A 24,680-nucleotide genomic window follows, 5' to 3' on the forward strand; every position below is an offset into this window, starting at 1 on the left:
ACTTTATTTGGGAGCAAATCCCTAAAAGGTATAAAACGATGAGATGTCACTTTACTTTTCTTTTATTGCTTCTTTCAGTTGCGGTATTTGCGCAAGAAGATGCTTGGGTCTATTTTAATGGAAAGCCTAATGCAAAAGCTTTTTATGACAATCCGTTAACTGAACTTTCGCAAAAGGCTTTGGATCGAAGAACGAACCAAAATATCGCTTTAGATATTACAGATGCTCCTCTAGAAACTTCGTACGTCAATCAAGTTGCTTCAAGTGCAGGAATCTCCGTAAAAGCGCAATCAAAATGGCTGAATGCACTCCATATTCAAGGAACTCAGGCCAATATTAATGCTTTAAAATCATTAGCTTTCGTATCTAGAATTGAGTTTGCCAATAAGACTTTAAATACTACAGGAAAAAGAGTTTTTGAAACGTCTATTAATCAGACTCATGATAAGTTAAAAACGACAATTGATTATTCGTACGGGAATTCTGCAAATCAAATTCAGATGCTGAACGGACAGGTTTTGCATCAGCAGAATTATACTGGAGAAGGAAAAATTATAGCCGTTTTGGATGCAGGCTTTCCGGGTGTGAACACAGCTCAGCCATTTGAAAATCTTAGGAATAAAAATAAAATTTTAGGCGGTTACGATTATACTACAAGAAATGCCAATTTTTATGCAGGAGATGATCATGGAACTTTAGTGCTTTCGACAATGGGAGGTTATAAAGAAAATTCATTGATTGGAACGGCTCCAAATGCATCCTACTATCTTTTCATCACAGAAATCGATGCACAGGAAATTCCATTAGAAGAATCGCTTTGGGTTGAAGCCGCTGAAAAAGCAGATGCTTTAGGTGTTGATATTATCACTACGTCATTAGGTTATTTTATGCAGCGGGACAATCCAAATTACAATCACACGTATAGTGAAATGAATGGAATTACGACTTTTATTTCTCGTGGTGCAGAGATTGCTTTTAGCAAGGGAATATTGGTTTTGGCTTCTGCAGGAAATGAAGGAACTCAAGTAGAAAAACATATTGGTTCACCTGCAGACGCTGTTTCGGTGCTGGCAGTTGGCTCTGTTAATGCATCAAAAGTAAAAGCTGGTTCAAGTTCAATTGGGCCAAGTTATGACGGCAGAGTAAAACCTGATGTTATGGCGCAAGGAGTTGCTGCAACAGTTTCTGATCCAAATGGGAATATTGTTACAGCAAACGGAACTTCGTTTTCCTGTCCGATAATGGCAGGAATGGCAGCCTCTTTATGGCAGGCATTTCCAAATAAAACCAATAAAGAGATCAGACAGATGATCGTAGCGTCTGCTGATAGATATGCCAATCCGGATAATAATTACGGATATGGAATTCCAAATTTTGGCACAGCATTAAGCGTTGATAGTTTTATTGCAGAAGCTTCATTTGTAGTATATCCAAATCCTGCTAAAAATGAGGTTTCGTTTTCTTTTGCAAATGAAAATAGCACAGCATCAGTAACGATCTATTCTATATTGGGGCAAAAATTAATAGAAGAAAAAATTAATAATTCAAATCCAGTTCTTTCCTTGCAATCGCTTCAAAACGGATTGTATCTTTATAGTTTTGATGCTGATAAGTTGCACAAAACAGGAAAAATAATCAAGCAATAATTTTAATGAATAAAATCACTCAGCTTTTCAATATTAAATATCCAATCATTCAAGGCGGAATGATCTGGAACAGCGGTTACAAATTGGCTTCGGCTGTAAGCAATGCAGGAGGTTTAGGACTTATTGGCGCGGGTTCGATGTATCCAGAGGTTTTAAGAGAACACATTCAAAAATGCAAAAAAGCCACCGATAAGCCTTTTGGAGTCAATATTCCGATGTTGTATCCAAATATCGAAGAAATTATGAATATTGTAGTCGAAGAAGGCGTAAAAATTGTCTTCACGTCGGCTGGCAACCCAAAAACTTGGACTTCTTTTTTGAAAGAAAGAGGAATTACCGTTGTTCATGTGGTAAGCAGCAGTGTTTTTGCTTTAAAGGCGCAAGACACTGGTGTAGATGCTGTTGTAGCTGAAGGATTTGAAGCGGGAGGGCACAATGGGCGCGAAGAAACAACTACTTTGACTTTGATTCCTATGGTTAAAGAAAAAATACAAATTCCTTTAATCGCAGCTGGCGGAATTGCTACAGGAAGAGGAATGCTGGCGGCGATGGTGCTAGGGGCAGATGGAGTTCAGGTCGGAAGCCGTTTTGCAGCATCTATTGAATCTTCTGCACACAATAATTTTAAAGAAACAATAGTTAATACTATAGAAGGCGGTACGCAATTGACCTTGAAAGAATTAGCGCCTGTTCGATTGATAAAGAATAAGTTTTATCAGGATGTTCAGAATTTGTATGAAAAATGTCCTTCTAAAGAAGAATTAATACAGCTTTTAGGAAGAGCGAGAGCAAAAAAAGGAATGTTTGAAGGAGATTTGGATGAGGGAGAATTAGAAATTGGACAAGTCGCAGGTCTGATTCACAAAATTTTGCCAGTTGAAGAAATTATTCAACAAATGATAGCCGAATTTGAAACTGCATCCAAAGAAAAGACTACATTTGAGTTTTAATTACCTGCAAGAAATATTTTATGAATTCCCTACGCCCCTACATATTGTTGCTATTTTTAGTTTTTGGCTTGCAACAGATTCAGAGTCAGTCTTATCATTTTAAAACTTCGGGTTTTAGTGTTCTAGAAAAAAATGAAAGAGGAAAATGGGGTGAATGGTCTAATCTTGATCTGGTAAATCTTTCAGTGGTTTTAGATACTAATAAACATAGAATTGTAGTTTATTCTCAAGAAATCCAGCTTTACAATATTTTGGATTATATCGAGCGCGAAGAAAACGATACTGATATTGTGTATTCTTTCATGTGTAAAGACAATGATGGAAGAGAATGCAAACTCTCTATTATCACCCGAAAAAAACAAGACTACAGAAAACAGTTGTATATCAATTACGACGATCATATTATCGTGTATAATATTATTACTGTTTAGGTAACGTTCTAAGATGCTAAGTTTTTCTAGGATTTAGATAAAATAATAAACCCGACAGTTTTAAAACTTGTCGGGTTTGCTATATAAACTCAGAGCTTAGTACCTCAGTACCTTAGCATCTTAGAACCTCAATTCTCCACATCCTTAATAAACTCATCATATTCTAAATAGAACATTTCTAGTGCGTGCATATTTTCGTGAAAAAAATCGAAAATAGCATCCCAGGTGTTTTTATTGCTGAAACCAACGCCAAGTTTCTCAACCCAAATTCTGCTGATGGTTTTACCGCTTTCAAGAGTATAATTTTTTTCGAAAACCAAATCTTTAATAAATTCTTCTTCTAGAATATTTTTTAAAGCTTCTAATTTTTCAAAATAAGCAATGCGTTTTTCATCGCTTCGCTGTTCAATGTCAATTAAAACCTGAGCCTTTTTATTGTCAACATAAAACTTAAAAGAGAAATCTTTAATTTTTGTATCATAAAGCACCCATTTGCGCGGATATTTTTCGGCAAATGCTACCCAAAATTCTCTTTTTATTCTTTGCGATTCTTCTTTGCTGTACATTTTTTTTAGGCTTTAATAGTAGAAAACTTGTGGTACTGCGTTTTCTGGAGTATATTTATGTTTTATTTGAAAGTACAAAAATAAGCTTTGATTATGAATTTTCAAGACTTTTTGAAATATGTTCCGCATATAATTCCACTAGAGCTGCCAGCGGTGGCTTCACATTTAAAAATGGCTCCTAAAGAGCGCATAGAGGGATTAAAAAATCTTGATATTGAAGCATTAAACGCCAGGATGGCAGGAGTGATGATGCTGTTTTATCCCAAACAGGAAAAAACACATCTGGTTTTGATTGTTAGAAATGCTTATGATGGAGTCCATTCAGCTCAGATTGCATTTCCGGGGGGCAAGTATGAAAAGGAAGATTTAAATTTTGAAACTACAGCGCTAAGAGAAACCCATGAAGAGGTTGGAATTACAAGAGATAAAATAAATATAGTTAAGCATTTTTCTCCAATGTATATTCCGCCAAGCAACTTTTTGGTGCACCCGTTCTTAGGAATTGCTACAGAAGAACTTTCCTTTTATCCCGATATAAGAGAAGTTGCTGGCATTATTGAATTGCCTTTGTCTGTTTTTTTAAATGACGATATTATTATCGAAGCCAGATTATCAACTTCTTATGGAGCAAACATTTTAGTGCCTGCCTTTAATATCCAGAATCATATTGTTTGGGGAGCCACGGCAATGATCTTGAGTGAATTGCGAGATGTCTTAAAAGAAGCAATTGTAAAAGAAATTTGATAAAGTTTATTTAATGATTTGATATTCATTTGGATAACTCTCAACTGGAGAAATTGTTTTATAGTGTTGCTAAAAGAATAATTTTTGTATGTTTGCGACCTAACAAAAAAATAAGATAAATTAGTTATGGGATTGTTTAAACGAAATCCTTTTGGGCATATATTATTCATCAAGAAATGGTTAATCCGAGTTCTAGGTGCAATGACTCATAAGAGATATAGAGGTTTTAATGAATTGCAGATTGAAGGATCTGAAATTATTAAAACGCTTCCAGATACTAATGTTTTATTTATCTCCAATCACCAGACTTATTTTGCGGACGTTGTAGCAATGTTTCATGTCTTTAATGCAAGTTTATCTGGACGCCAAGACACGATTAAGAACATTGGTTATTTGTGGCAACCAAAAATGAATATTTATTATGTGGCAGCCAAAGAGACTATGCAAGCAGGATTATTGCCAAGAATTTTGGCTTATGTAGGCGCAATTACAGTAGAGCGAACATGGCGTTCTAAAGGTGTTGACGTAACCGAAAAACGCGATGTAAATCCAAACGACACAGAAAATATCAGAATTGCTCTTGAAGATGGTTGGGTGATTACTTTCCCACAAGGAACAACTAAATCCTTCAAACCAGTTCGTAAAGGAACTGCTCATATTATCAAACAGCACAAACCAATCGTTATTCCTATTGTAATTGATGGTTTCAGAAGATCGTTCGACAAAAAAGGACTTCGAATGAAGAAAAAAGGAATCCTGCAATCTTTCATTATCAAAGAACCTCTTGATATTGATTATGAAAATGACACCATCGAACAAATCGTAGAAAAAGTAGAATACGCAATCGAACAGCATCCTTCATTTTTAAAAGTTATTCCAGCTGAAGAAATTAAAGCGCAAGAAGAACTCAATAAAATGAGACAATGGGACTATTAGAAATTTTAGATTTCTGATTTTAGATTGTAGATTTTGTTTAAATTTCTGTCAGGCTGAGTGAAGTCGAAGCCTAACTTTGTGCCCTTCGACTTCGCTCAGGGTGACAGTTTTTAAGTTTCAGATTTTAGGTTTGCTTTGTCTGGCTGAGCGAAGTCGAAGCCTTTTGCTAATTTTTTGTTTCAAGTTTTCAAGTTTCAAAATACTTAGCATCTTAGAACCTTAGCACCTTTATTTAAAAATCTATCTTCTTCAGCTCTTTATAATTGGCGTACAATCGTCTTAAAAGCGTGCCGTAAATAATTCTGTAGAAACACCAGAACAAACCGAAGAAGCCTAAAATTACCAAGAACAAGATGCCTATGGTAACAAACATCGCTTTTCCGTTCATGGCTAATTTTTCTCTAAGAAATTCCATGTCTGGATTGTAGACAAAAGCAATAAAAAAGCTTAAAATTGCGGTGATCACAATCATACCTAGATTGTACCAAACATAATATTGAACCGTCTTTCTAGTTCTTAAAATAGCACTCATCAGTGATTTTGTGGCTATTGTGGTCGAAATTGTTTTGTAGTTTTTATAGAAAATGTAGACAAAAATTAAAACGACTACATAATTAAAGTAAGTTAGGAGTTCTAAAGCGGTTACAATTTCTGGATGATTCATTTTGTGCAGCACATCGTCTGTATTGATGAATAAATTTGAAAATGTCCAAAATGAAATTTCCAAAATGCTAATAATCAAAATCCATTTTACAATAGAAGATGATTTTTTGTGAATCATTTTATAGATTTCTTTTTCAGAAATTTGTTGAAAAGAATCAGAGTTCTTTTGCCAGTCTTTTTTTAATAAATCCAGTTCTTTCATAATAATTTTTAAGGATTTAGTATTTTTTTAAGTTTCCCCTTGATTCTGTTCATTTTCACGCGCGCATTCACTTCGCTGATTCCTAGGGTTTCAGCTATTTCTTGATAATCTTTGTCTTCTAAATACATAAAAACTAATGCCTTTTCGATGTCATTTAATTGATAAACTGCTTTGTACATCAGCTTAATCTGTTCCTCTTCTTCATAATTGTAGTCAACATCTTTTACAAAATGCTGATGGTTTTCATAATCTACTGTCGAAATAGTTCTTTTGGTTTTGCGATATAAGGTAATCGCTGTGTTTAAGGCAACACGGTACGTCCAAGTTGAAAATTTACTGTCGCCTCTAAATTTTGGATAAGCCTTCCAGAGCTGAATGGTAATCTCTTGAAACAGATCTTTATGAGCGTCTTCGCCAGCAGTATATAATCTACAAATCTTGTGGATTATATTCTGATTTGCCTGCAGCTGCGCAACAAATGACTGTTCTAGATTTTCGCTCATATTTATATTAGTAGTTGTGAAATCATTTTTGTTACAGTTGATCTTTTATTTTTTTGTCGCGAGTTTCACAAATTTCCCATATTGCTCCTCAAAACCGAAAGATTGAAAGTCTACTTTTTAAAAATCCGTGCTAATTTGCACATTTTATGGGAACCATTATAATTGTCTTGTTTTGTAGTAATTAATTGTTAAATCGATGAACTTGCTATAACTTTCCATTCCATCTTTCTGGTTATTTGTTTTTAAAAAGTTATCCCATAAAAAGTGAAAGCCTTCATCTATAAAAGTGTCATATTTTTTCCAAAAATCCTGACTCTCCTGATAGTTTTTTAAAATTCCGACGTGAACAGTTTTCTTCAGCTGGTTAAATATTTTTTCATTTTTATATTTCCAAATTCCCAAACAATAACTTAAAGTAAAACTGTATCCTGAATATTGATAATAAAGATTTTCGTTTTTGACAGAAGCTAATACGCCGATAAAATTACATTCGCTCTCACTGGCAAAGCCAATCTGATGCGCCATTTCATGAGATGTCGTCAAAGGGAAATTATACATTGGCAGTAAATAATTAATCTGAGCTTCGTTTGTAAAAGGGTTTAAATAGCCGCCAAAGCCCATATAAGTCAACGGAACGCTGAATAATGATTTCTTTACGCTTAAAGTTTTATACTTGAAATAAGGATGTTCTTTTGCTAAATTATCATAGCCATTTAAAATCAGTCGAAATGATTCTTTTTGAGAATACGGAAAAACAACTTTAGCGCTATCATTTTTTGTGATTTGAAACTGAACTTCATTTGTCTTTGAAATTAATCTTTTAGTAAAGGCTAAAAGATCAGCATCTGTATATTCTCTTTTTATTTCCATTTTCTCAAAAAGAGGTTTTCGGTAATAATTGAAAGCCCAAAGCAGATGAAAGAAAAAATAAAAAACGGAGATCTTGCCTAAGATTTTTAAAAGATGATCTTTCCAATCTGTTTTCCAAGTTTTTCTGATTTTCCAAAACCAACTAATTATAGAAATTATGAGAAGAGCATAAATAATGTCGCCTATAGAAAACGGAATTTTTCCAAAAACTGTTCTTGAAAATTGTGAAATTCTAACGAATAAATTTTTGCTGTAAAAACCCTCCACAAAATCTGGAAAGAAGGGTAGAATTTTATAAAAAATAATCTGAACTATTAGAAATAAAGGTAAAACGTATTTTGATTTCACAGCGTAATTTTTAGATACGTAAATATAAATACAATTATTTATAACTAAAAATGATTAGTATTTGCAGTATTTGATTTTAAAGCGGATAATTAGTGCTAATTCGTAAAATTTGTGGCGAAAAAAAATATAAACTTTGTAACTTTGAAGCTCTTAATTGTTAAACATCAAACAAAATATAATGAGTCAAGAAGTAAGAAATCTGGAACCAAAAGCGCTTTGGAACAAATTTGCAGATTTGAATGCTGTTCCGCGTCCATCGAAGAAAGAGGAGCGCGTGATTGAGTTTATGAAGAACTTTGGAAACAGCTTAGGTTTAGAAACTTTCGAAGATGAAATCAGAAACGTAATCATTAGAAAACCGGCGACCCCTGGAATGGAAAACCGTAAGCCAATTGTAATGCAAGGGCATTTGGATATGGTGCATCAAAAAAATGCCGATACGGTTTTTGACTTTGATACACAAGGAATTGATATGTATATTGACGGTGACTGGGTTCGTGCTCGTGGCACAACACTGGGAGCTGATAACGGGTTAGGAGTGGCGACTATTATGGCTATTCTGGAGAGCAAAGATATTCCGCATCCTGCAATAGAGGCTTTGTTTACAGTTGATGAAGAAACAGGAATGACTGGTGCTTTAAACTTAAAAGGAGGAATCCTGCAAGGACAGATTTTATTAAATTTGGATACTGAAGAAGATGATGAAATTGATATCGGATGCGCTGGTGGAATTGACGTAACCGCTACAAGAACGTATCATGAAGAAGAAGTTCCTGAAGGTTCTGTTGGCTATACCATTACGGTAAAAGGTCTAAACGGTGGGCATTCGGGAATGGATATTCACAAAGGTTTAGGAAATGCAAATAAAATCATGAACCGTCTATTATTTGATGCATTTGAAAACTTTGGGTTGCAGATTGTTGAAATTAATGGAGGAAGTCTTAGAAACGCGATTCCGAGAGAAAGTGTTGCTAAGGTGATTATTTCTCAGATGTTTGACGAAGCTTATGTATATGATATGCAGGAAATCATTTCTGATATCAAAGCAGAATATAAAACAACTGAGCCGAACCTGACTATTGAAATCGTAAAAGGCGAGCTGCCTGAAAAAGTGATGGATTTAGGGGTTCAGGAAGGTATTATCAGAGCGATTTATGCTGCTCAGAATGGAGTGTATAGAATGAGTGCTGATATGGCTGATTTGGTTGAAACTTCAAATAATATTGCTCGTGTCGTTATTAAAGATGGCGAAATCTTAGTGGGCTGTTTAACACGTTCTTCTGTAGAATCTTCAAAATTTGATTTGGCAAATTCATTGCGTTCTGCCTTTGAATTGGTTGGATGCGAAGTGGAGCTTTCTGGTTCTTACCCGGGTTGGACTCCAAATGTAAATTCTGAAATATTAGAAGTCTTGAAAGGGATTTATGAGAAGCAAAACGGAGAACAGCCGAAAGTTGTAGCCTGTCACGCTGGTTTGGAATGCGGAATTTTAGGAACAAACTATCCTGATATGGATATGATTTCTTTTGGGCCAACTATTCACGGCGCTCACTCTCCAGACGAAAGAGCAAGTATTTCTTCTGCTCAGAAATATTGGAAATTTGTTTTAGAAATTCTTTCTAATATACCAGTTAAAGGATAGTGTTCAGTGCGCTAGAAAACTTAATAGAAAAAAAAGGAGTGATAAAAATCACTCCTTTTTTTGTGTGTATACTGACGATCACTAAAAAAAACACTGACCACTGATTGCTTTATTTAGTTTCGTTTTAAAACTTTGTATTGTTCGTAACAAGCGCTGATGGCATCCATAATTTGAAGGTCGTTTGCAGTTTGGATGAAAGAGTCAGAATAGTTGCAGCGATGCATAATTTCAGGGATTTCGTCCTTGCTGATGCCTAATAATACAGCAACTGTCTCGCGGTCGTATTTCGACTCTAAAAGCGTTCGGACGGTGTCATCCTTTTTCATTTCCTTTAGCTTCTTTAGCTCTTTACCATTTTTTCCGAAGAAATTATAGAGCATATCGGCGGGGTTAAAAATCGAGCCAAGAACTTTTCCAAAAGCATTGGGAGCATATTCTCCAGCTTCATAGCCTTGTGTAAGTCCAGAAATGCTGTAACGATAATTTTCTTTTGTTGGAATTAATTTAGAATCAATTTCAAGATATCCTGTCAGAGAGAATGGAGCAATAACAACCTCTTCCAAAGCAATTGCTTTTTCGGTAAGTTGAATTCTGGTTACTTTATTTTTAATCCAGTCATTTGTAACTCTAATTCTCAATGATTGGAATCCAAGGATAGAAAAGTGAAGCGTATCATTGACTTGCACGTCAATTTCAAAATATCCTTTTTCGTCAGATTTTGCACCACGTACTTTATTGGTGTTAATGATATTTACTCCAGCAAGCGGCTGTTTGCTGTCGTCGTTAATAACATAACCTGAAACTCTTTGAGGAACTGTTGGCTGCTGCGTATCTTGTGCAAAACCAATGTTAGCGAGAAGTGTAAAAAAGAAAATTGCGAAATATTTCATATCCTGATTTAAAGCTCTAAAAGTAGTAAATCGGGATTAAATATCTCGCAGTCTTGGAATTTAATTATAAGAAAATTAACAAAGGCTGTGTCATAGCTTTTTCTGTTAAATAAAAAGAGGTAGAAAAGGTTAGGCTGTATTGTTTTGGATTGCAATGCTCATTTAAAAAGAATAGAATCCTTAGCGCAAAAAAAAATCCCAAATTCCAGATATATTTGGAATTTGGGATTTTGTATTTTAAGAAGTTGAAAAATTAATCTCTTCTTGATCTTCTAGGTCTTGAGCTATCGCCAAAGTTTTCAGAACGTCTTGGAGCTCTATCTGAACCACCTTCATTTCTTGGAGCAGAGCTTCTGAAACCGCCTTCTCTTCTTGAAGATGAGCTTCTGTCGCTTCTGAATCCGCCTTCACGTGAACCTCCGTCTCTTGAAGAGTTTCTTTCGCTTCTAAATCCGCCTTCGCGTCTTGGGGCAAAGTTTCCGTCTCTTCTTCCAGAGTCTCTTCTTCCTCCACGGTTATTGTGGTCACGTCTTCCTCCTCCGTCATTTTTAGAAATCTCAACATTGATGCGGCGACCTTCTAATTGAACGTTGTTTAAAACATCCATTACCTTGTCTGTATGCTGCGGATCAGTGTTGAAGAAAGAAAATCCTTCTTTTACATCTACTTTAAAGATATCATCACGACCTAAATCTAATGTTTCTTTTAAGTAATCTTTTAATGACATCCAGTCAAAGTTGTCTCTAGAACCAATGTTCACGAAATAACGAACTGCTCCATTATTGCTGAATTCTCTTGGTTCAGAATCACCTCTTTCACGTCTTTCGCCACCAGAAACAGAAATATCTCTGTTCTTTTTATAGTAAGCGATGAAACGGTTGAATTCTACTGAAACCATTTTCTTAATCAATTCTTCTTTAGATAAATCTTCAAGAACATTGTTGATTGCGGGCAAATAGTTGTCAATTTCGTGGTCAACCTCAGTGTCTTTAATTTTGTTTGCTAAGTGCAGTAACTGAATTTCGCAGATTTCGATTCCAGATGGAATTGTTTTTTCTTCGAATTTTTGTTTGATGATTCTTTCGATAGAAGAAATTTTACGCAACTCGCTTTTTGTTACAATAACAATAGAAGTTCCTAATTTTCCAGCTCTACCAGTACGTCCAGAACGGTGGTTGTACGTTTCGATTTCATCAGGCAATTGATAGTTTACAACGTGAGTTACATTGTCAACGTCAATACCACGCGCAGCAACGTCAGTAGCAACAAGCATCTGAATTTGTCTTCCGCGGAATGATTTCATTACACCATCACGCTGTGCTTGAGATAAATCTCCGTGTAACGCAGCGGCGCTATATCCATCTTCGATTAACTTCTCTGCAATAGCTTGTGTGTCTCTTTTTGTACGACAGAAAACTACTGAGAAAATGTCTGGATTAGCATCTGCTAAACGTTTTAAGGCTTCATAACGGTCACGAGCATTTACTAAATAAAATTCGTGAGAAACCGTAGATGAACCTGAGTTTTTTGCTCCAACAGTAATTTCTGCTGGGTCATGCATAAATTGTTTTGCAATTCTAGCCACTTCTTGCGGCATAGTTGCAGAGAATAACCATGTGCTTTTTTCGTCTGGAGTATCTGCTAAAATAGAGCAGATATCATCATAAAATCCCATGTTTAACATTTCGTCAGCCTCATCTAAAACACAGTAATCTATGTTTTTAATGTTAACCAAACCTCTGTTAATCATGTCTTGCATTCTTCCTGGAGTTGCCACAATGATTTGTGCACCTCTCTTTATTTCTCTTGCTTGTTCTGTTATACTAGCTCCTCCGTAAACTGCTACCACATTAATACCTTTTTCGTATTTTGAGTAGTTTTTAAGTTCGTTAGTAATCTGTAAACATAACTCGCGTGTTGGCGATAAAACTAATGCTTGTGTATTTCTGTTGTCGGCATCAATTTTTTGAATTAGCGGAAAACCGAAAGCTGCCGTTTTCCCTGTCCCTGTTTGAGCCAACGCAACCATATCCGTGTCTTTTTCCAATAATAGGGGAATCGCCTTTTCCTGTACCTCTGACGGATTTTCAAATCCTAGATCTAAAATCGCCTTCAGTAACGATTCATTCAATCCTAATTGTTCAAATTTATTCATATGTGTTTTAAAATAGGGTGCAAAATTACTGTTAATTATTCAGATATACTAATGCGGTTTTAAGAATTATGTATTTGTTAAGATTTGATTATCAAAAAGTTACAGTTTTATTAAAATAAATTTTTGCAAGAAATGCAGAAACACGCCAAAAAATACGTCGTGAAATGTAAAATTTAGCTTCTAAAATGTTGTATTTTAAACAATTATTTTGTGTTGTTCAGAAAATCAATGAGTTGCTTAACGGCTTTTCCGCGGTGACCTATAGTGTTTTTAGTTGCTAAAGGCAGTTCTGCAAAGGTTTCGTTAAAATTTTCAGGTTTAAAAATCGGATCATAACCAAAACCGTTTGTTCCTGTTTTGGTTAAAGTAATCTCTCCCTTTGCAATTCCGGTAAATAAATATTGTTTTCCATCAAGGTTTAAAGTGATAACGGTCTTGAACTGGGCACTGCGGTTTTTTTCATTTTTTAAAGCCTCCAAAAGCTTATTCATATTATCATCTGCATTTTTTTGCTCGCCTGCATATCGTGCAGAATAAACCCCAGGTTCGCCATTTAAAGCATTTACTTCCAAACCAGTATCGTCAGCAAAACAATCATAACCATATCTCTGGGTCACATAATCTGCTTTTAAAATTGCATTACCTTCTATAGTATCAGCCGTTTCCGGAATGTCTTCAAAACAATTGATATCTTCTAAACTTAATATTTTAATGCTTTCAGGAAGCATACTTTGAATTTCGGCTATTTTGTTTTTATTGTTTGAAGCGAAAACGAGTTTCATAGAATAATGTTTTTAAATGATTTTCTACACAAATTTAGGATTCTTACATTTGATATGCAGCCTAAAAATAAAATAAATGCAATTATCGCATTGTAAAAATAAATTGTCTCCTTGCAGTTTTATGTTTTTTAGGTTCATTTGCGGCCCGCTATAGTTTTATCGGCAACAAATGCTGCTGAAATTCCAAAAGTGTAAGCCAGAATATCAGACCATAAAAATCCCTGACCTAAAACGTATCTTCCCAAAAGTGTTTTCTAAGCTCAACCATCCATCCGCCTTGATACAGTTGCAGAAATTCAATTCCATAACAAATCAATAGCGAAAGAAATGCAATTGCGAGGGTATTTTTTAATGGAAGAAATATTCGAACTAAAAAGTAAATCATCACGGCATAAAGAAAATCGCCAAACCATAAAGGAATGAAGGATATTTTTCTGGAAAGTATTCCAAAGAAAATGATGCTTAGGAAAATTACGAAATAGATGATTCTGCTTTTGTTCAAGTTGAGATTAGGTTTTAGTTAAAGTAAAATTATGTAATTCCTCTTTGTCAAAGTTCAAAACTTTGACAAAGAGGAAAAGAATAGGAAGAAACTAGGAAGAAGATAGTGTATTAATAATCCATTTTTAGGTAACAGAAAGTACAAAAACCGAATCAGTTTACTTTATTTCATACATTTATTGGTTAAAATAACTATTGATCAAAAATAACCACATGAAGGCAAAATTTTTTACCCTGATTGCAGCTTTGTTTCTTTTAGGAAACCAAGGCTATTCTCAAAAAGGCAATTCGTTTAATATTAAAAAACAATTAGATTATTGCGCAGAACAAGCTTCAAAAACTTTAAAAGTGATACCTAATGATGGAACTTCTCCTAGAACAGTTCCGAACGGAAGCAATGAATGGAAATTTGTTGGCTATAAAGATTGGACTAGCGGATTCTGGCCAGGGGAATTATGGTTTTTGTACGAAGCAACGAAAGATAAAAAATGGGAAACAGAAGCCGATAAATTTACGCGTTTTTTGACGCCCTTATCAGTCAGTAAAGCCGCTGATCACGATTTAGGTTTTCAGGTTTTTAATAGTTTCGGAAACGGGTACAGATTGACAAAAAATCCTGAATACAAAGAAATAATATTAAAAACAGCCGATACATTGGCTACGCTTTTTAATCCGAAAGTGGGAACAATACAATCTTGGCCTCACAACAAAATGGGCGGCCATAATACGATTATAGATAATATGATGAATTTGGAGCTCTTGTTTTGGGCTTCAAAAAACGGAGGAAATAAAAAGCTTTATGATATTGCGGTAAAACACGCCGAAACCACAATGGCAAATCATTTTAGGCCAGATAATACTTCGTATCATGTTGTTATATATGATTTTGAAACTGGGAAAAAGATAAAAGGAAGAACAGCGCAAGGGTACAGTGACGACAGTATGTGGGCGAGAGGACAGGCGTGGGCGATTTACGGTTTTACGATGACCTACAGAGAGACAAAAGATGTTAAGTTTTTAGATTTTGCCCACAAAGTAGCGCGTGTTTATTTGGATAAATTAACTACTGAGGATTTGGTGCCGTATTGGGATTTTAATGCGCCTAATATCCCGAATGAACCTCGAGATGCTTCTGCTGCTGCTATTGTTTCGTCTGCACTTTTAGAATTAAGTTCGTACACAAAAGACAAGAATTTAAAAGCTGAATACTTGACAAAAGCCAAAAAGATGATCGTTTCGCTTTCTGATAACTATCAGAGCCGCGATGTGAATTCGGCTTTTTTGCTGCATTCTACAGGTCACAAACCAGCAGGAAGTGAGATTGATTGTTCTATAAATTACGCAGATTATTACTATCTTGAAGCACTTTTAAGACTTCAAAAACTAAAATAGAAAAATTATGCTAAAGAAAATAAGTCAGATTGCTTTTGCAATAATGATGGTATTAACACTTGTAAGCTGTAAAAATACCAAACAGAAACTTCAGGAATATGTTGTCACGTACAACAAAACCATTGCTCCAAGTTTTAGAGCCGATAATGTAACGCTTACTACAGCAAGAGGTTATATTAATGATAATAAAATTGAATTGCGCTTTGAAACCGATTTGGAGCAAAATGAAAAAAATAAATTAGCTACTTCTATATCATTTATAAAAATGATAAAATTGATGATTGAAAAAGATCAGATTCCAAGACAATTAATCGAAGAGGGTGTTCAATTTGATGTTTATTTTTTGGCAAATGATAATACCGTATTAAGTAAGGAAGTATTGACAGGAGAATCTCTTAAATATTTATTGAAATAATAAAATACATTTTTATAGTAAAATAGATCATTTTTATTCTTACATATTAAAAGTCTCTTTAAATAAATTTTGAAGAGACTTTTTTTGTGTTTGGGCACTAAAATTTTAGTGTAAAAAAACTTTTATTCTTACAAATATTCCTCGTTTTGGGACGATAATCGGTTTGTTTTCAAAGAATTGTGTGTGTGCTTTTTATAATTGGATGTTGTTTTTATGTTATGAATTAATTATGTTTGAGTTAAAAAATAACTATTAAACCAAAAATTTATGAAAAAAATTACCCAAATCGCATTTGCACTTGCTTTTGCATTATTTTTAGTCAGCTGTAAAAATACCAAACAGAAGATCCAGGATCATGTAAGCAATTACAATAATTCGTCTTCTATAAAAGGTAACGGTATTACCAGTACAACTGCAAAAGCTTTTCTTAATGACAATAAAATCGAAATTAGGATTGAGACCAATTTAGAAGAAAATGATGCAAATAAATTAGCCTACAAAGAATCTTTTCCAGATCTATTGAAAGAAATGATTAAAAACGATCAGATTTCGCCTTCTCTTATTGCCGAAGGAGTAAAGTTTGATGTTTATTTCTTGGCTTATAATAATGCTATTTTAGCTCAAGAATTGGTTGGACAGGAAGAATTGGCCGCTTTAGAAGGAACTGAAAAGTCAAAAGAAACAGCAAAATTATGATCTTAAATTTTCATAAAAAAACCTCTTCGTAATGAAGAGGTTTTTTTTATGAAAATTGAGTAACGTTTTTCAGATTATCTGGGAAATAGAGTTCAGACAAATTTGTAAACTCATCTCCACGCATAAAAATGTTGATGTCAACATCTGCAAAAGATGTTTTTCCAGCCGCAGCCAAAAGTTCATTGGCAGAATGGAGCGTATTTTTATGAAAGTGATATACTCTTTCAGATTTGTCGGTGACTACCAAACCTTTCATCAGCATCTTATTTTGTGTAGCCACTCCAGTCGGGCATTCGTTATTATGACAGCGTAATGCTTGAATGCAGCCTAACGAAAACATAAATCCTCTCGCGCTATTGCACATATCCGCTCCAAGCGCAATCGCGTGTAGGATAGAATAGCCAGATATAATTTTTCCGCTGCCTATAATACGCATTTTATCGCGAATGCCTAAACGAACCAAAGTTTTATTCACAAAAATTAATGCAGGTTCAAAAGGCATTCCTACACCATCAGCAAATTCAAGCGGAGCAGCGCCAGTTCCTCCTTCAGCACCGTCAACAGTAATAAAATCTGGGTAAGTGTCTGCGTTAATCATTTCTTGGCAAATAGCTTCAAACTCGGCAGTGTTGCCAATGCATAACTTAAACCCAATTGGTTTTCCATTAGATAAATCACGCAATTGTTTGATAAATCCAATCAATCCTTTTGCATCAGAAAAAGTATGATGGCCAGGAGGAGAGAGAATCATAGTATGCGGTACAACACCTCTAATTTTAGCAATCTGTTCGGTGTTTTTTGCAGCAGGCAATACACCGCCGTGACCCGGTTTCGCACCTTGCGAAAGTTTGATCTCAATCATTTTTACATTTGGAAGATTGGCTTTTTCTTTAAAATTTTCGGGACTGAAATTTCCTTCTGCGTCGCGGCATCCAAAATAGCCGGTACCAATCTGCCAAGTAATATCGCCGCCTCCAGCAAGATGAAACTCAGTCAGTCCGCCTTCTCCTGTATTTTGGTAGAAATTTCCTTTTTGCGCACCAATGTTAATCGCACGTACGGCGTGTTCGCTCAACGAACCAAAACTCATTGCCGAAACATTAAATAAAGAAGCAGAATACGGCTGTTTGCAGTCTTTTCCGCCCACCAATACGCGCGGAAGCTCTTCATTGACTTTTGCTGGAAAAATTGAATGTTTGATTCCTTCGTAGCTTTCGGTATTTAGGTTCAATTGAGTTCCAAACGGAGTGCTCGAATCAATATTTTTGGCTCTTTGGTAAACCAGCGAACGCTGATTTCTAGAGAAAGGTTTTCCATCGGTAGACCTTTCAATAAAATACTGCTGAATTTCGGGTGCGATCATTTCAAATAAATATCTAAAATACCCTAAAACAGGAAAGTTTCTTAAAATCGCGTGTTTTTTCTGAGATGCATTATAGACTCCAACGATTAGTAAAATTGGAATAAGAAAAACGAGTAAATAGCCTCGTCCGGTATAATAATAAATTGCGGCAACAATTAGAAACAATAAGAATCCGTAAATAAAGAATTTTTTTCTCATGTTTTTAAAAAATTAATTAGGTAATAAATATGATTTAGTTGAATCTTAAGCGCACGTAAACGTGTTTGATTCCTTTTTTGTCTGACTCTCTTTCGTCAATTTCTAGAATATCAGTTAAAGATTTTAGCATTGGCGTAAGTTTAGAATAACCATAATTTCGCGGGTCAAATTCAGGTTTTTTCTTTACAATCAGATTGCCCACATCCCCAAGAAATGCCCAGCCATCGTCATCTTCAATATCTTCAATTGTAGATTCAATTAATTCAATGGTTTGTTTGTCAATTTTATGAAGGGCTTTTTCCGCTGGTTTTTCAACTGGCTTTTTGGTGTCTGCAGCAACTGTTTTAGGTTTTTTCTTTTGAGTTGCGCCGTCCAAGACTTCAATATAAATAAAACGGTCGCAGGCCACAATAAACGAATTCGGTGTTTTCTTCTCTCCAATTCCAATTACTTTCATGCCCGATTCTCGAAGTCTTACGGCAAGCCTTGTAAAATCACTGTCGCTGGAAACAATGCAGAATCCGTCTAATTTGCCAGAATAAAGCAGATCCATTGCATCAATGATCAAAGCAGAATCTGAAGAATTTTTTCCAACCGTATAACTGTATTGCTGAATAGGAGTGATAGCGTGTTCTAACAAAACGCCTTTCCAGCCATTCGCATTTGGTTTGGTCCAGTCGGCATAAATCCTTTTTGTGGTAGGAGTTCCTAATTTTGCAATTTCCTCCATCATGCCTTTTACATTGCTATAAGGCACATTGTCTGCATCAATAAGGACTGCCAGTTTTAAATCTTTTGAATTGCTTAAAGGCATTTGTTAAATATTTAAAATTTAATACTCTCAAAGTTAAAATTAAAATTGGTTTTTATAAGAATCTAATAATGAATATGTGCGGTTATGGGCACTAATTAGTTTCATTATAAATAATATTTCCTCCTTTTAAAATCTATTAAAGATAAATTTGTCTTTTATATGAAACCTCTTTATTTTTGTAGAGAATTAATCAAGGACGTATGTTTTCAAAAGCGTGTGAATATGGAATAAGAGCTTCAATATTTATTGCAGCCAAATCTTCTAAAGGAATTAGGGTTGGAATAAAAGATGTTGCAAAAGAAATTGATTCGCCAGAACCGTTTACAGCCAAAATTATGCAGATTTTGACCAAAGACGGCATCATTCATTCAGCAAAAGGAGTGGGGGGAGGTTTTGAAGTCTCGCCTGAGGCATCAAAATCAGTGAAATTAATTCAAATCGTAGATGCTATTGACGGAAACAAAATTTACAGCGGCTGCGGAATCGGATTAAAAGAATGCTCAGAAGACCATCCTTGTCCTGTACACTACGAATTCAAGAAAATAAGAGGACTGCTGTTGGAAATGCTCACTAAAACAACTTTAGAGCAGCTGGCTTCTGATGTAAAATCGGGTGATTTCTTTTTAAAAACATTAAACATAAACGAATAACATTAATAAATTATCATAAAAATGAATGCAAAAACCAAAATGTCAGTATTAATCCTAATGGGATTTTTAGCCGTTACTTCTTGCGGAAAAAAAGAAACAGCGCCAGCGGAACCAGCAGAAGCAACTGAGGCATCTGCCGAAGGAGAACAAGCGCCGACAGCTGCTCCGACAGAGGAAAATGTTTTAGTTATCGAAGGAAATGACCAGATGCAGTTTAATACTAACGAATTGAAAGCGGTTGCAGGAAAACCAATCAAATTGACTTTGAAACACGTTGGTAAAATCCCGAAAGAAGCAATGGGGCACAATTTAGTAATCTTGCAAGAAGGAACAGATCAGGCTGCTTTTGCTTTAAAAGCAAATGATGCTAAAGCAACAGATTATATTCCAGAATCTGAAAAAGCTTCAATTATTGCTCACACAAAATTAATTGGTGGCGGAGAAGAAGACACAATCGAGTTTACAATTGATAAAAAAGGATCATATCCTTTTATTTGCTCTTTTCCTGGGCACGTAGCCATGATGAAAGGCGTGTTAATTGTTGAGTAAATAATAAAACTCCAAATGCTATAAAATAGGTTTGGAGTTTTTTTAAAACCAATAAAAGATAATAATGTCTTTTATTGCAATAACAAAAGAACCTTTGGTATTGAAATAAATATACGTAAAACCTTATTATTTTATGTAAGCATAATATTTTTCAATAAAAATAATTGAGGCTCTTCATTTTAAATTAATAATGATTATTTTTGCTCGCTGATTAAGTAAAAAAAATTACTACATAATATTATGGTAAAAGATTTATTCGAAAGAATTCAGGACAATAAAGGACCTTTAGGAAAATGGGCTTCTCAAGCAGAAGGTTATTATGTTTTCCCAAAGTTAGAAGGAGAGTTGGGTCCTAGAATGCAATTTCACGGAAAAAATATTTTAAACTGGAGTTTAAATGATTATTTAGGTTTAGCTAATCATCCAGAGGTTCGTCAAGCAGATACAGATGCAGCTATTCAGTTTGGTGCAGCATATCCGATGGGAGCTCGTATGATGTCTGGACACACTACGTACCACGAGCAGTTGGAAAATGAATTGGCGGAGTTCGTAATGAAAGAATCTGCTTATTTGCTGAATTTTGGTTACCAAGGAATGGTTTCTATCATTGACGCTTTGGTTACAAAAAATGACATTATCGTTTATGACGTAGATTCACACGCTTGTATCATTGATGGTGTTCGTTTGCACATGGGTAAACGTTTCACATACAAACACAATGATTTGGAAAGTATGGAGAAAAACTTGCAGCGTGCTACTAAAATGGCAGAAGAAACAGGCGGAGGTATTTTATTTATTACTGAAGGTGTTTTCGGAATGCGCGGGCAGCAAGGAAAATTAAAAGAAATTGCCGAATTAAAGAAAAAATACAATTTCAGATTATTGGTAGATGATGCTCACGGTTTTGGTACATTAGGTAAAACTGGTGCTGGAGCAGGTGAGGAACAGGGAGTTCAAGATCAGATTGATGTTTACTTCTCTACTTTTGCAAAATCTATGGCTAATATTGGAGCTTTCGTAGCGGCTGATAAAACAGTTATCGATTATTTGAAATACAACTTGCGTTCTCAAATGTTTGCTAAAGCATTGCCAATGATTCAGACAATTGGATCTTTGAAGCGTTTAGAGTTGTTGCGTAAATCTTCTGCAATTAAAGACAAACTTTGGGAAAACGTAAACGCATTGCAAAACGGTCTTAAAGAAAAAGGATTTAATATTGGAGATACAAATACTTGCATTACACCAGTTTACTTGGAAGGAAGTATTCCTGAGGCAATGGTGATGGTAAACGATTTAAGAGAAAACTATGGTATTTTCCTTTCTATCGTTGTATATCCAGTTATTCCAAAAGGAATTATCTTATTGAGAATGATTCCTACAGCTTCTCATACATTAGAAGACATCAATGAGACGTTAACAGCTTTTGAAGCAATCCGCGAGAAACTGACTAACGGAACTTATAAAGAAATTGCAGAGCGCACAACTGTTGACGTTTCGTAAATTCATCATAAAATAGATTTCCTTAAGTGGGAATTATGTAAAAAAATCCATTTGTTCTACGAATGGATTTTTTTTATTTAGGGTAACTTTATAATCATAATCACAAAATAAAAATAAAGAATTATGAAAAAAGTACTAACACTAATAACTGTAGTTTCCTTGTCGGTTTTTGCTTCTTGTAAAAAAGAAACGACGACAACAGAGCCAGTACAAATTACGCCAAGTCCACCAAAAGAAGCTGAAATTGCAGAGCCTGCAGGCGATCAATGTTATGCTTGGAAAGCCAATGGAAATGTTATAGAAATGAGTTTTAATGTCAATTCTCATCAAGAAGTAAACGGAAAACTAAGCTATAATTTGGTTGGAAAAGATAAAAACGAAGGAACTTTAATAGGGAATATGAAAGGGGATACTTTGGTTGCTGATTATACTTTTTCTTCTGAAGGCGTTTCTTCTGTAAGAGAAGTTGTTTTTCTGCAAAAGGACGGAGCTTTCATTGAAGGATACGGCGATGTTGTAGAAGCAAATGACAAAGTTTCTTTTAAAGATAAATCAAAGCTGAAATTTGATCAAAAAAATACTTTGGTTAAAGTAGATTGCAAAGTAGAGTAATAATGTGTTCTATAAAATGAAAAATCCATTCGTTTGGGGGCGAATGGATTTTTTTATTTTGATTACTGAAATTGAAAACCGATTATAGATTTTTTAAATATGTTTTTCTCTGACAGTGGATAGTTGGATCAAAGTTTTTCCAAAGCAAATGGATAGCATTATTCTCCAATAATTCGGGAGTTCTAATGCAAGTTTGAATTCCTTTTGCTGAAAAAGTCTTGTAATATTCATCAAAAATAATAGCCGTTACGCCTTTGTTTTGATAGTCAGGATGAACTCCGATGAGGTAAAAAACGACATCTTTACTGTGCTTTTTCGCTTTTAATAATTGCAGAAAACCAAATGGGAACAATTTACCTCTAATTTTTTGTAAAGCTTCAACAAAACTTGGCATTACAATACTAAAAGCGACTAAATTATCGTCTTTATCAACTACAAATTTGATGTATTCAGGATTAATGAAGCTAATGTATTTCTTTTTAAAATACTCTTTTTGAACATCAGAAATGGCTACAAATGAAGCTAGTTTTTCATACGATTCGTTAAACAAATCAAACATTTTGTCTACGTGAGGCATAATGTCTTTTGTTTTGGTAAAATTCAGTGCTTTTAACCCGTAGCGTTTCTTGATTAATTCTTGAGCCTTTTGAAAGAATTCTGGTTTAACATTAGAAAAAGGAAATATACTTTCAATATATTGTTTTTCAACTTGAAAACCCAATTCTTCAAAATGTCTCACATAATATTCGTGGTTATACCATGTAATCATAGTTCCAACCTGATCATAGCCTTCGGTAAGAACTCCAACTTTGTCTAAATTTGAGAATCCCATTGGGCCTTCAGCGTGTTCTAAGTTGTGTTTTCTTCCTAATTCATAAACTTTTTCAAGAAGTGCTTTTGTAACTTCAATATCATCGATTACATCAAACCATCCAAAGCGTACTTTTCTTTTATGCTGATTGTTTACTTCAGACCAATTGATAATGGCAGTAATGCGCCCCACAATTTTATTGTCTCTATAAGCCAAGTAAAAGTAAGCTTCAGCATTATCAAAAGCAGGATTTTTAGTTTTGTCAAAAGATTCCAATTCATCCGAAATAATAGGCGGTACCCAATACGGATTGTCTTTATACAATGAAAAAGGAAATTTAATGTATTCGGTTAATTCTTTCTTGCTTTTGGCTTCTTTAATTGTAATCATTAGATGGTATTAAGAGTCCTTAAAGGATCTAGTTATTTATGTTTTATTCGTATTTCGCTTTACGTCTTCTTTCTTTTTCCTGATAATCTATTGCTTTCTCGTTTTCAGGATTCTTTTTTGCTCTTGCTGCAGCTTTATTTTCTATCTGTTTTTCTTTGTACCAGCCATCATAACGCCATGATACTCCAACCCCGCCATATAAAATAGAAGGCGTATTTTTAAAGTTGGTGCTTATAGAAGCATCAACCTGTAAATTTGAAGAAAGTAAGTACGCGGCTCCTCCACGAAGAATCGAATCGCTGTAAAAATCGCTTTTGTATCCTTGATTTTCAATAAAACCAGACCAACGGTCATTAAATCCGTGCGTCAAAGTTAATACATATCCGTAACTTGGATAGTCTGTACCGATATAATCTGCAATAATATTGGTAACAAAAACCCAAGATCCGCCTCCAAGAAGGTTTTGGGTAATGATCGAAACTTTAGGAGAAATGGCTCCATCTGGAGAAAAATAATAAGGATTGTCAGCGCCAACAAAATTGGCTCCCGCAAAAACTGAAACCGCAGGAATCAGCTCGCGCCATTGAAAATTGCGATTGGCTTTGTAGCTGTAAATATTCACTTCGCGTTTATAATTTTTATACGGATCGTAAATAAGGTATTTTGCTCCTAAAACGGTTTGTCTAAAATTGTTTTTTTTGTAGCTGGTGTACGGAGTGTCAAAATTTTCTGCCTGATACTGCAGATCAGCAATAAACTCTAATTGTTCTAAAAAAGCGCCAAATCGTATGGTTAAATCTGTGCCAAATCCGCTGGCATCATAATTTAGCAAGTCGTGTTTTTCTTTAATGCCATAAACGCCGAGTTCGGCTTGAATTACAGATTTTCCGACAGCATAGGCCGACATGGTTTCACCAGGACGATTGGAATTGATAACGTCAGTGTATTGCGCAAAAAATAGTTGTGGAATAAAAAAAAGTACCGGGGCAAGTAAGTTTTTAATTTGGAACATATAATTTTTTTTGGATTAAAAAATAATAACGCATTTCAAATGTACATATTTTATTATTTATTTAAGATTCATATTTTATTTTTAAGGATTGGATTTATTAATTTTGGAAAAAAATATATAGTTATGCAAGAAGCATCATTTTCAGGTTTGTTTAAGACCATCATGTGGGTTATAGCTTTTTATTACATTTTTAAATTTTTAGCTAGAATCTTTTTGCCAGTATTGGTTAAAAAAGCGGTAGAAAATGCCAGCGAAAATTTTCAAAGACAGCAGCAGCAGTATAATCAAGGCAATACGTATCAGAACAATCGCAATACAAATAATAATGATGAAATAATCATTAATACGGCTAATGCCAAAAACCCGCGCGAAACCAAAAAAGTGGGAGAGTATGTTGATTACGAAGAAATAGATTAGATTTGTGTCCTGAAAATTTAGGATTCATTTTA

The 24,680-nt window shown here is 34.7% G+C and carries 25 protein-coding genes and 1 pseudogene; 14 read left to right on the top strand and 12 right to left on the bottom strand.

Annotated features, from left to right (window positions below; all coding sequences use genetic code 11):
• The first annotated feature begins 38 nt into the window (after positions 1-38).
• From N4T20_RS11965 to N4T20_RS11975, 3 genes are read left to right on the top strand one after another with little or no spacing between them, the layout of a single operon-like run.
• Positions 39-1,646 carry a S8 family serine peptidase gene (locus N4T20_RS11965; protein ID WP_260669386.1) on the top strand — a complete coding sequence of 536 codons (1,608 nt, stop codon included), beginning with the start codon at positions 39-41 and terminating at the stop codon, positions 1,644-1,646.
• A 5-nt stretch (positions 1,647-1,651) separates the two neighbouring features.
• Complete coding sequence (locus N4T20_RS11970; protein ID WP_260669387.1) at positions 1,652-2,596, top strand: NAD(P)H-dependent flavin oxidoreductase; 945 nt, start codon at positions 1,652-1,654, stop codon at positions 2,594-2,596.
• Positions 2,597-2,616: 20 nt separating this feature from the next.
• Positions 2,617-3,027: a hypothetical protein gene (locus N4T20_RS11975; protein WP_260669388.1), complete on the top strand. Its 411-nt coding sequence runs from the start codon at positions 2,617-2,619 to the stop codon at positions 3,025-3,027.
• A gap of 128 nt (positions 3,028-3,155) precedes the next feature.
• Here the strand turns inward: N4T20_RS11975 and N4T20_RS11980 are convergent, their stop codons facing one another.
• Positions 3,156-3,593: a DUF4268 domain-containing protein gene (locus tag N4T20_RS11980; RefSeq protein ID WP_260669389.1), complete on the bottom strand. Its 438-nt coding sequence runs from the start codon at positions 3,591-3,593 to the stop codon at positions 3,156-3,158.
• A 93-nt stretch (positions 3,594-3,686) separates the two neighbouring features.
• Between N4T20_RS11980 and N4T20_RS11985 the strand changes: the two genes are divergently transcribed.
• A complete protein-coding gene (locus N4T20_RS11985) occupies positions 3,687-4,337 on the top strand; it encodes an NUDIX hydrolase (protein ID WP_260669390.1) in 651 nt (216 codons plus the stop codon).
• 126 nt (positions 4,338-4,463) lie between these two features.
• Positions 4,464-5,273, top strand: coding sequence for a lysophospholipid acyltransferase family protein (locus N4T20_RS11990; RefSeq protein WP_260669391.1), 810 nt, complete (start codon positions 4,464-4,466; stop codon positions 5,271-5,273).
• 232 nt (positions 5,274-5,505) lie between these two features.
• On the opposite strand, the gene N4T20_RS11995 is transcribed toward N4T20_RS11990, so the two are convergent.
• From N4T20_RS11995 to N4T20_RS12005, 3 genes are all read right to left on the bottom strand, one after another.
• Positions 5,506-6,138 (bottom strand): hypothetical protein, encoded by a 633-nt coding sequence (locus N4T20_RS11995; protein WP_260669392.1) that lies wholly within the window; start codon positions 6,136-6,138, stop codon positions 5,506-5,508.
• Between the two features lie 8 nt (positions 6,139-6,146).
• Entirely contained in the window at positions 6,147-6,641 is a 495-nt protein-coding gene (locus N4T20_RS12000; protein WP_008462500.1) for an RNA polymerase sigma factor, read from the bottom strand.
• A 156-nt stretch (positions 6,642-6,797) separates the two neighbouring features.
• A complete protein-coding gene (locus N4T20_RS12005) occupies positions 6,798-7,859 on the bottom strand; it encodes a DUF3810 domain-containing protein (protein WP_260669393.1) in 1,062 nt (353 codons plus the stop codon).
• Between the two features lie 178 nt (positions 7,860-8,037).
• Between N4T20_RS12005 and N4T20_RS12010 the strand changes: the two genes are divergently transcribed.
• Positions 8,038-9,501 carry an aminoacyl-histidine dipeptidase gene (locus tag N4T20_RS12010; protein ID WP_260669394.1) on the top strand — a complete coding sequence of 488 codons (1,464 nt, stop codon included), beginning with the start codon at positions 8,038-8,040 and terminating at the stop codon, positions 9,499-9,501.
• 113 nt (positions 9,502-9,614) lie between these two features.
• On the opposite strand, the gene N4T20_RS12015 is transcribed toward N4T20_RS12010, so the two are convergent.
• From N4T20_RS12015 to N4T20_RS21815, 4 genes and pseudogenes are all read right to left on the bottom strand, one after another.
• The gene (locus N4T20_RS12015; protein WP_260669395.1) at positions 9,615-10,391 is read right to left on the bottom strand and encodes a carboxypeptidase-like regulatory domain-containing protein; all 777 of its coding nucleotides are present in this window, start codon (positions 10,389-10,391) and stop codon (positions 9,615-9,617) included.
• 253 nt (positions 10,392-10,644) lie between these two features.
• Positions 10,645-12,546, bottom strand: a complete 1,902-nt coding sequence (locus tag N4T20_RS12020) for a DEAD/DEAH box helicase (protein ID WP_260669396.1) — start codon at positions 12,544-12,546, stop codon at positions 10,645-10,647.
• A gap of 203 nt (positions 12,547-12,749) precedes the next feature.
• Positions 12,750-13,328, bottom strand: a complete 579-nt coding sequence (locus N4T20_RS12025; protein WP_260669397.1) for a non-canonical purine NTP diphosphatase — start codon at positions 13,326-13,328, stop codon at positions 12,750-12,752.
• A gap of 134 nt (positions 13,329-13,462) precedes the next feature.
• A pseudogene (locus tag N4T20_RS21815) lies at positions 13,463-13,830 on the bottom strand (DUF2809 domain-containing protein).
• Between the two features lie 212 nt (positions 13,831-14,042).
• On the opposite strand from N4T20_RS21815, the gene N4T20_RS12035 reads away from it, so the two are divergent.
• The 3 genes from N4T20_RS12035 (at position 14,043) to N4T20_RS12045 (ending at position 16,332) form a co-directional block, all read left to right on the top strand.
• On the top strand, positions 14,043-15,221 hold the full coding sequence (locus N4T20_RS12035; RefSeq protein ID WP_260669398.1) for a glycoside hydrolase family 88 protein: 1,179 nt from the start codon (positions 14,043-14,045) through the stop codon (positions 15,219-15,221).
• A 7-nt stretch (positions 15,222-15,228) separates the two neighbouring features.
• On the top strand, positions 15,229-15,636 hold the full coding sequence (locus N4T20_RS12040; protein ID WP_260669399.1) for a hypothetical protein: 408 nt from the start codon (positions 15,229-15,231) through the stop codon (positions 15,634-15,636).
• A gap of 267 nt (positions 15,637-15,903) precedes the next feature.
• Positions 15,904-16,332, top strand: a complete 429-nt coding sequence (locus N4T20_RS12045; protein WP_260669400.1) for a hypothetical protein — start codon at positions 15,904-15,906, stop codon at positions 16,330-16,332.
• Between the two features lie 46 nt (positions 16,333-16,378).
• Here N4T20_RS12045 and N4T20_RS12050 read toward each other — a convergent pair whose 3' ends face one another.
• Both N4T20_RS12050 and N4T20_RS12055 read right to left on the bottom strand, forming a co-directional pair.
• Positions 16,379-17,893, bottom strand: a complete 1,515-nt coding sequence (locus N4T20_RS12050; protein WP_260669401.1) for an FMN-binding glutamate synthase family protein — start codon at positions 17,891-17,893, stop codon at positions 16,379-16,381.
• A 34-nt stretch (positions 17,894-17,927) separates the two neighbouring features.
• Positions 17,928-18,707 (bottom strand): NYN domain-containing protein, encoded by a 780-nt coding sequence (locus N4T20_RS12055; protein WP_260669402.1) that lies wholly within the window; start codon positions 18,705-18,707, stop codon positions 17,928-17,930.
• Positions 18,708-18,907: 200 nt separating this feature from the next.
• On the opposite strand from N4T20_RS12055, the gene N4T20_RS12060 reads away from it, so the two are divergent.
• The 4 genes from N4T20_RS12060 (at position 18,908) to N4T20_RS12075 (ending at position 22,018) form a co-directional block, all read left to right on the top strand.
• Entirely contained in the window at positions 18,908-19,357 is a 450-nt protein-coding gene (locus N4T20_RS12060; protein WP_260669403.1) for an RrF2 family transcriptional regulator, read from the top strand.
• Positions 19,358-19,378: 21 nt separating this feature from the next.
• Complete coding sequence (gene azu, locus N4T20_RS12065; protein WP_260669404.1) at positions 19,379-19,906, top strand: azurin; 528 nt, start codon at positions 19,379-19,381, stop codon at positions 19,904-19,906.
• Between the two features lie 240 nt (positions 19,907-20,146).
• Positions 20,147-21,406, top strand: a complete 1,260-nt coding sequence (locus N4T20_RS12070) for an aminotransferase class I/II-fold pyridoxal phosphate-dependent enzyme (RefSeq protein ID WP_008462520.1) — start codon at positions 20,147-20,149, stop codon at positions 21,404-21,406.
• Between the two features lie 123 nt (positions 21,407-21,529).
• Positions 21,530-22,018, top strand: a complete 489-nt coding sequence (locus N4T20_RS12075; RefSeq protein WP_260669405.1) for a hypothetical protein — start codon at positions 21,530-21,532, stop codon at positions 22,016-22,018.
• Between the two features lie 82 nt (positions 22,019-22,100).
• On the opposite strand, the gene N4T20_RS12080 is transcribed toward N4T20_RS12075, so the two are convergent.
• Positions 22,101-23,219: a GTP cyclohydrolase gene (locus N4T20_RS12080; RefSeq protein WP_260669406.1), complete on the bottom strand. Its 1,119-nt coding sequence runs from the start codon at positions 23,217-23,219 to the stop codon at positions 22,101-22,103.
• A gap of 43 nt (positions 23,220-23,262) precedes the next feature.
• Entirely contained in the window at positions 23,263-24,231 is a 969-nt protein-coding gene (locus tag N4T20_RS12085) for a transporter (protein ID WP_260669407.1), read from the bottom strand.
• A gap of 123 nt (positions 24,232-24,354) precedes the next feature.
• On the opposite strand from N4T20_RS12085, the gene N4T20_RS12090 reads away from it, so the two are divergent.
• Positions 24,355-24,648, top strand: coding sequence for a DUF4834 family protein (locus N4T20_RS12090; protein WP_111378714.1), 294 nt, complete (start codon positions 24,355-24,357; stop codon positions 24,646-24,648).
• Positions 24,649-24,680: the final 32 nt, after the last annotated feature.

The sequence above is a fragment of the Flavobacterium sp. TR2 genome (assembly GCF_025252405.1).
Taxonomy (GTDB): domain Bacteria; phylum Bacteroidota; class Bacteroidia; order Flavobacteriales; family Flavobacteriaceae; genus Flavobacterium.

Coding starts and splice junctions, on each gene's coding strand:
- N4T20_RS12075 (WP_260669405.1), top strand. CDS start 21,530: ATGAAAAAAGTACTAACACTAATAACTGTAGTTTCCTTGTCGGTTTTT.
- N4T20_RS11990 (WP_260669391.1), top strand. CDS start 4,464: ATGGGATTGTTTAAACGAAATCCTTTTGGGCATATATTATTCATCAAG.
- N4T20_RS12045 (WP_260669400.1), top strand. CDS start 15,904: ATGAAAAAAATTACCCAAATCGCATTTGCACTTGCTTTTGCATTATTT.
- N4T20_RS12000 (WP_008462500.1), bottom strand. CDS start 6,641: ATGAGCGAAAATCTAGAACAGTCATTTGTTGCGCAGCTGCAGGCAAAT.
- N4T20_RS12090 (WP_111378714.1), top strand. CDS start 24,355: ATGCAAGAAGCATCATTTTCAGGTTTGTTTAAGACCATCATGTGGGTT.
- azu (WP_260669404.1), top strand. CDS start 19,379: ATGAATGCAAAAACCAAAATGTCAGTATTAATCCTAATGGGATTTTTA.
- N4T20_RS12070 (WP_008462520.1), top strand. CDS start 20,147: ATGGTAAAAGATTTATTCGAAAGAATTCAGGACAATAAAGGACCTTTA.
- N4T20_RS12055 (WP_260669402.1), bottom strand. CDS start 18,707: ATGCCTTTAAGCAATTCAAAAGATTTAAAACTGGCAGTCCTTATTGAT.
- N4T20_RS11970 (WP_260669387.1), top strand. CDS start 1,652: ATGAATAAAATCACTCAGCTTTTCAATATTAAATATCCAATCATTCAA.
- N4T20_RS12040 (WP_260669399.1), top strand. CDS start 15,229: ATGCTAAAGAAAATAAGTCAGATTGCTTTTGCAATAATGATGGTATTA.
- N4T20_RS12025 (WP_260669397.1), bottom strand. CDS start 13,328: ATGAAACTCGTTTTCGCTTCAAACAATAAAAACAAAATAGCCGAAATT.
- N4T20_RS12010 (WP_260669394.1), top strand. CDS start 8,038: ATGAGTCAAGAAGTAAGAAATCTGGAACCAAAAGCGCTTTGGAACAAA.
- N4T20_RS12060 (WP_260669403.1), top strand. CDS start 18,908: ATGTTTTCAAAAGCGTGTGAATATGGAATAAGAGCTTCAATATTTATT.
- N4T20_RS12085 (WP_260669407.1), bottom strand. CDS start 24,231: ATGTTCCAAATTAAAAACTTACTTGCCCCGGTACTTTTTTTTATTCCA.
- N4T20_RS12050 (WP_260669401.1), bottom strand. CDS start 17,893: ATGAGAAAAAAATTCTTTATTTACGGATTCTTATTGTTTCTAATTGTT.
- N4T20_RS11985 (WP_260669390.1), top strand. CDS start 3,687: ATGAATTTTCAAGACTTTTTGAAATATGTTCCGCATATAATTCCACTA.
- N4T20_RS11995 (WP_260669392.1), bottom strand. CDS start 6,138: ATGAAAGAACTGGATTTATTAAAAAAAGACTGGCAAAAGAACTCTGAT.
- N4T20_RS11975 (WP_260669388.1), top strand. CDS start 2,617: ATGAATTCCCTACGCCCCTACATATTGTTGCTATTTTTAGTTTTTGGC.
- N4T20_RS11965 (WP_260669386.1), top strand. CDS start 39: ATGAGATGTCACTTTACTTTTCTTTTATTGCTTCTTTCAGTTGCGGTA.
- N4T20_RS11980 (WP_260669389.1), bottom strand. CDS start 3,593: ATGTACAGCAAAGAAGAATCGCAAAGAATAAAAAGAGAATTTTGGGTA.
- N4T20_RS12035 (WP_260669398.1), top strand. CDS start 14,043: ATGAAGGCAAAATTTTTTACCCTGATTGCAGCTTTGTTTCTTTTAGGA.
- N4T20_RS12015 (WP_260669395.1), bottom strand. CDS start 10,391: ATGAAATATTTCGCAATTTTCTTTTTTACACTTCTCGCTAACATTGGT.
- N4T20_RS12080 (WP_260669406.1), bottom strand. CDS start 23,219: ATGATTACAATTAAAGAAGCCAAAAGCAAGAAAGAATTAACCGAATAC.
- N4T20_RS12020 (WP_260669396.1), bottom strand. CDS start 12,546: ATGAATAAATTTGAACAATTAGGATTGAATGAATCGTTACTGAAGGCG.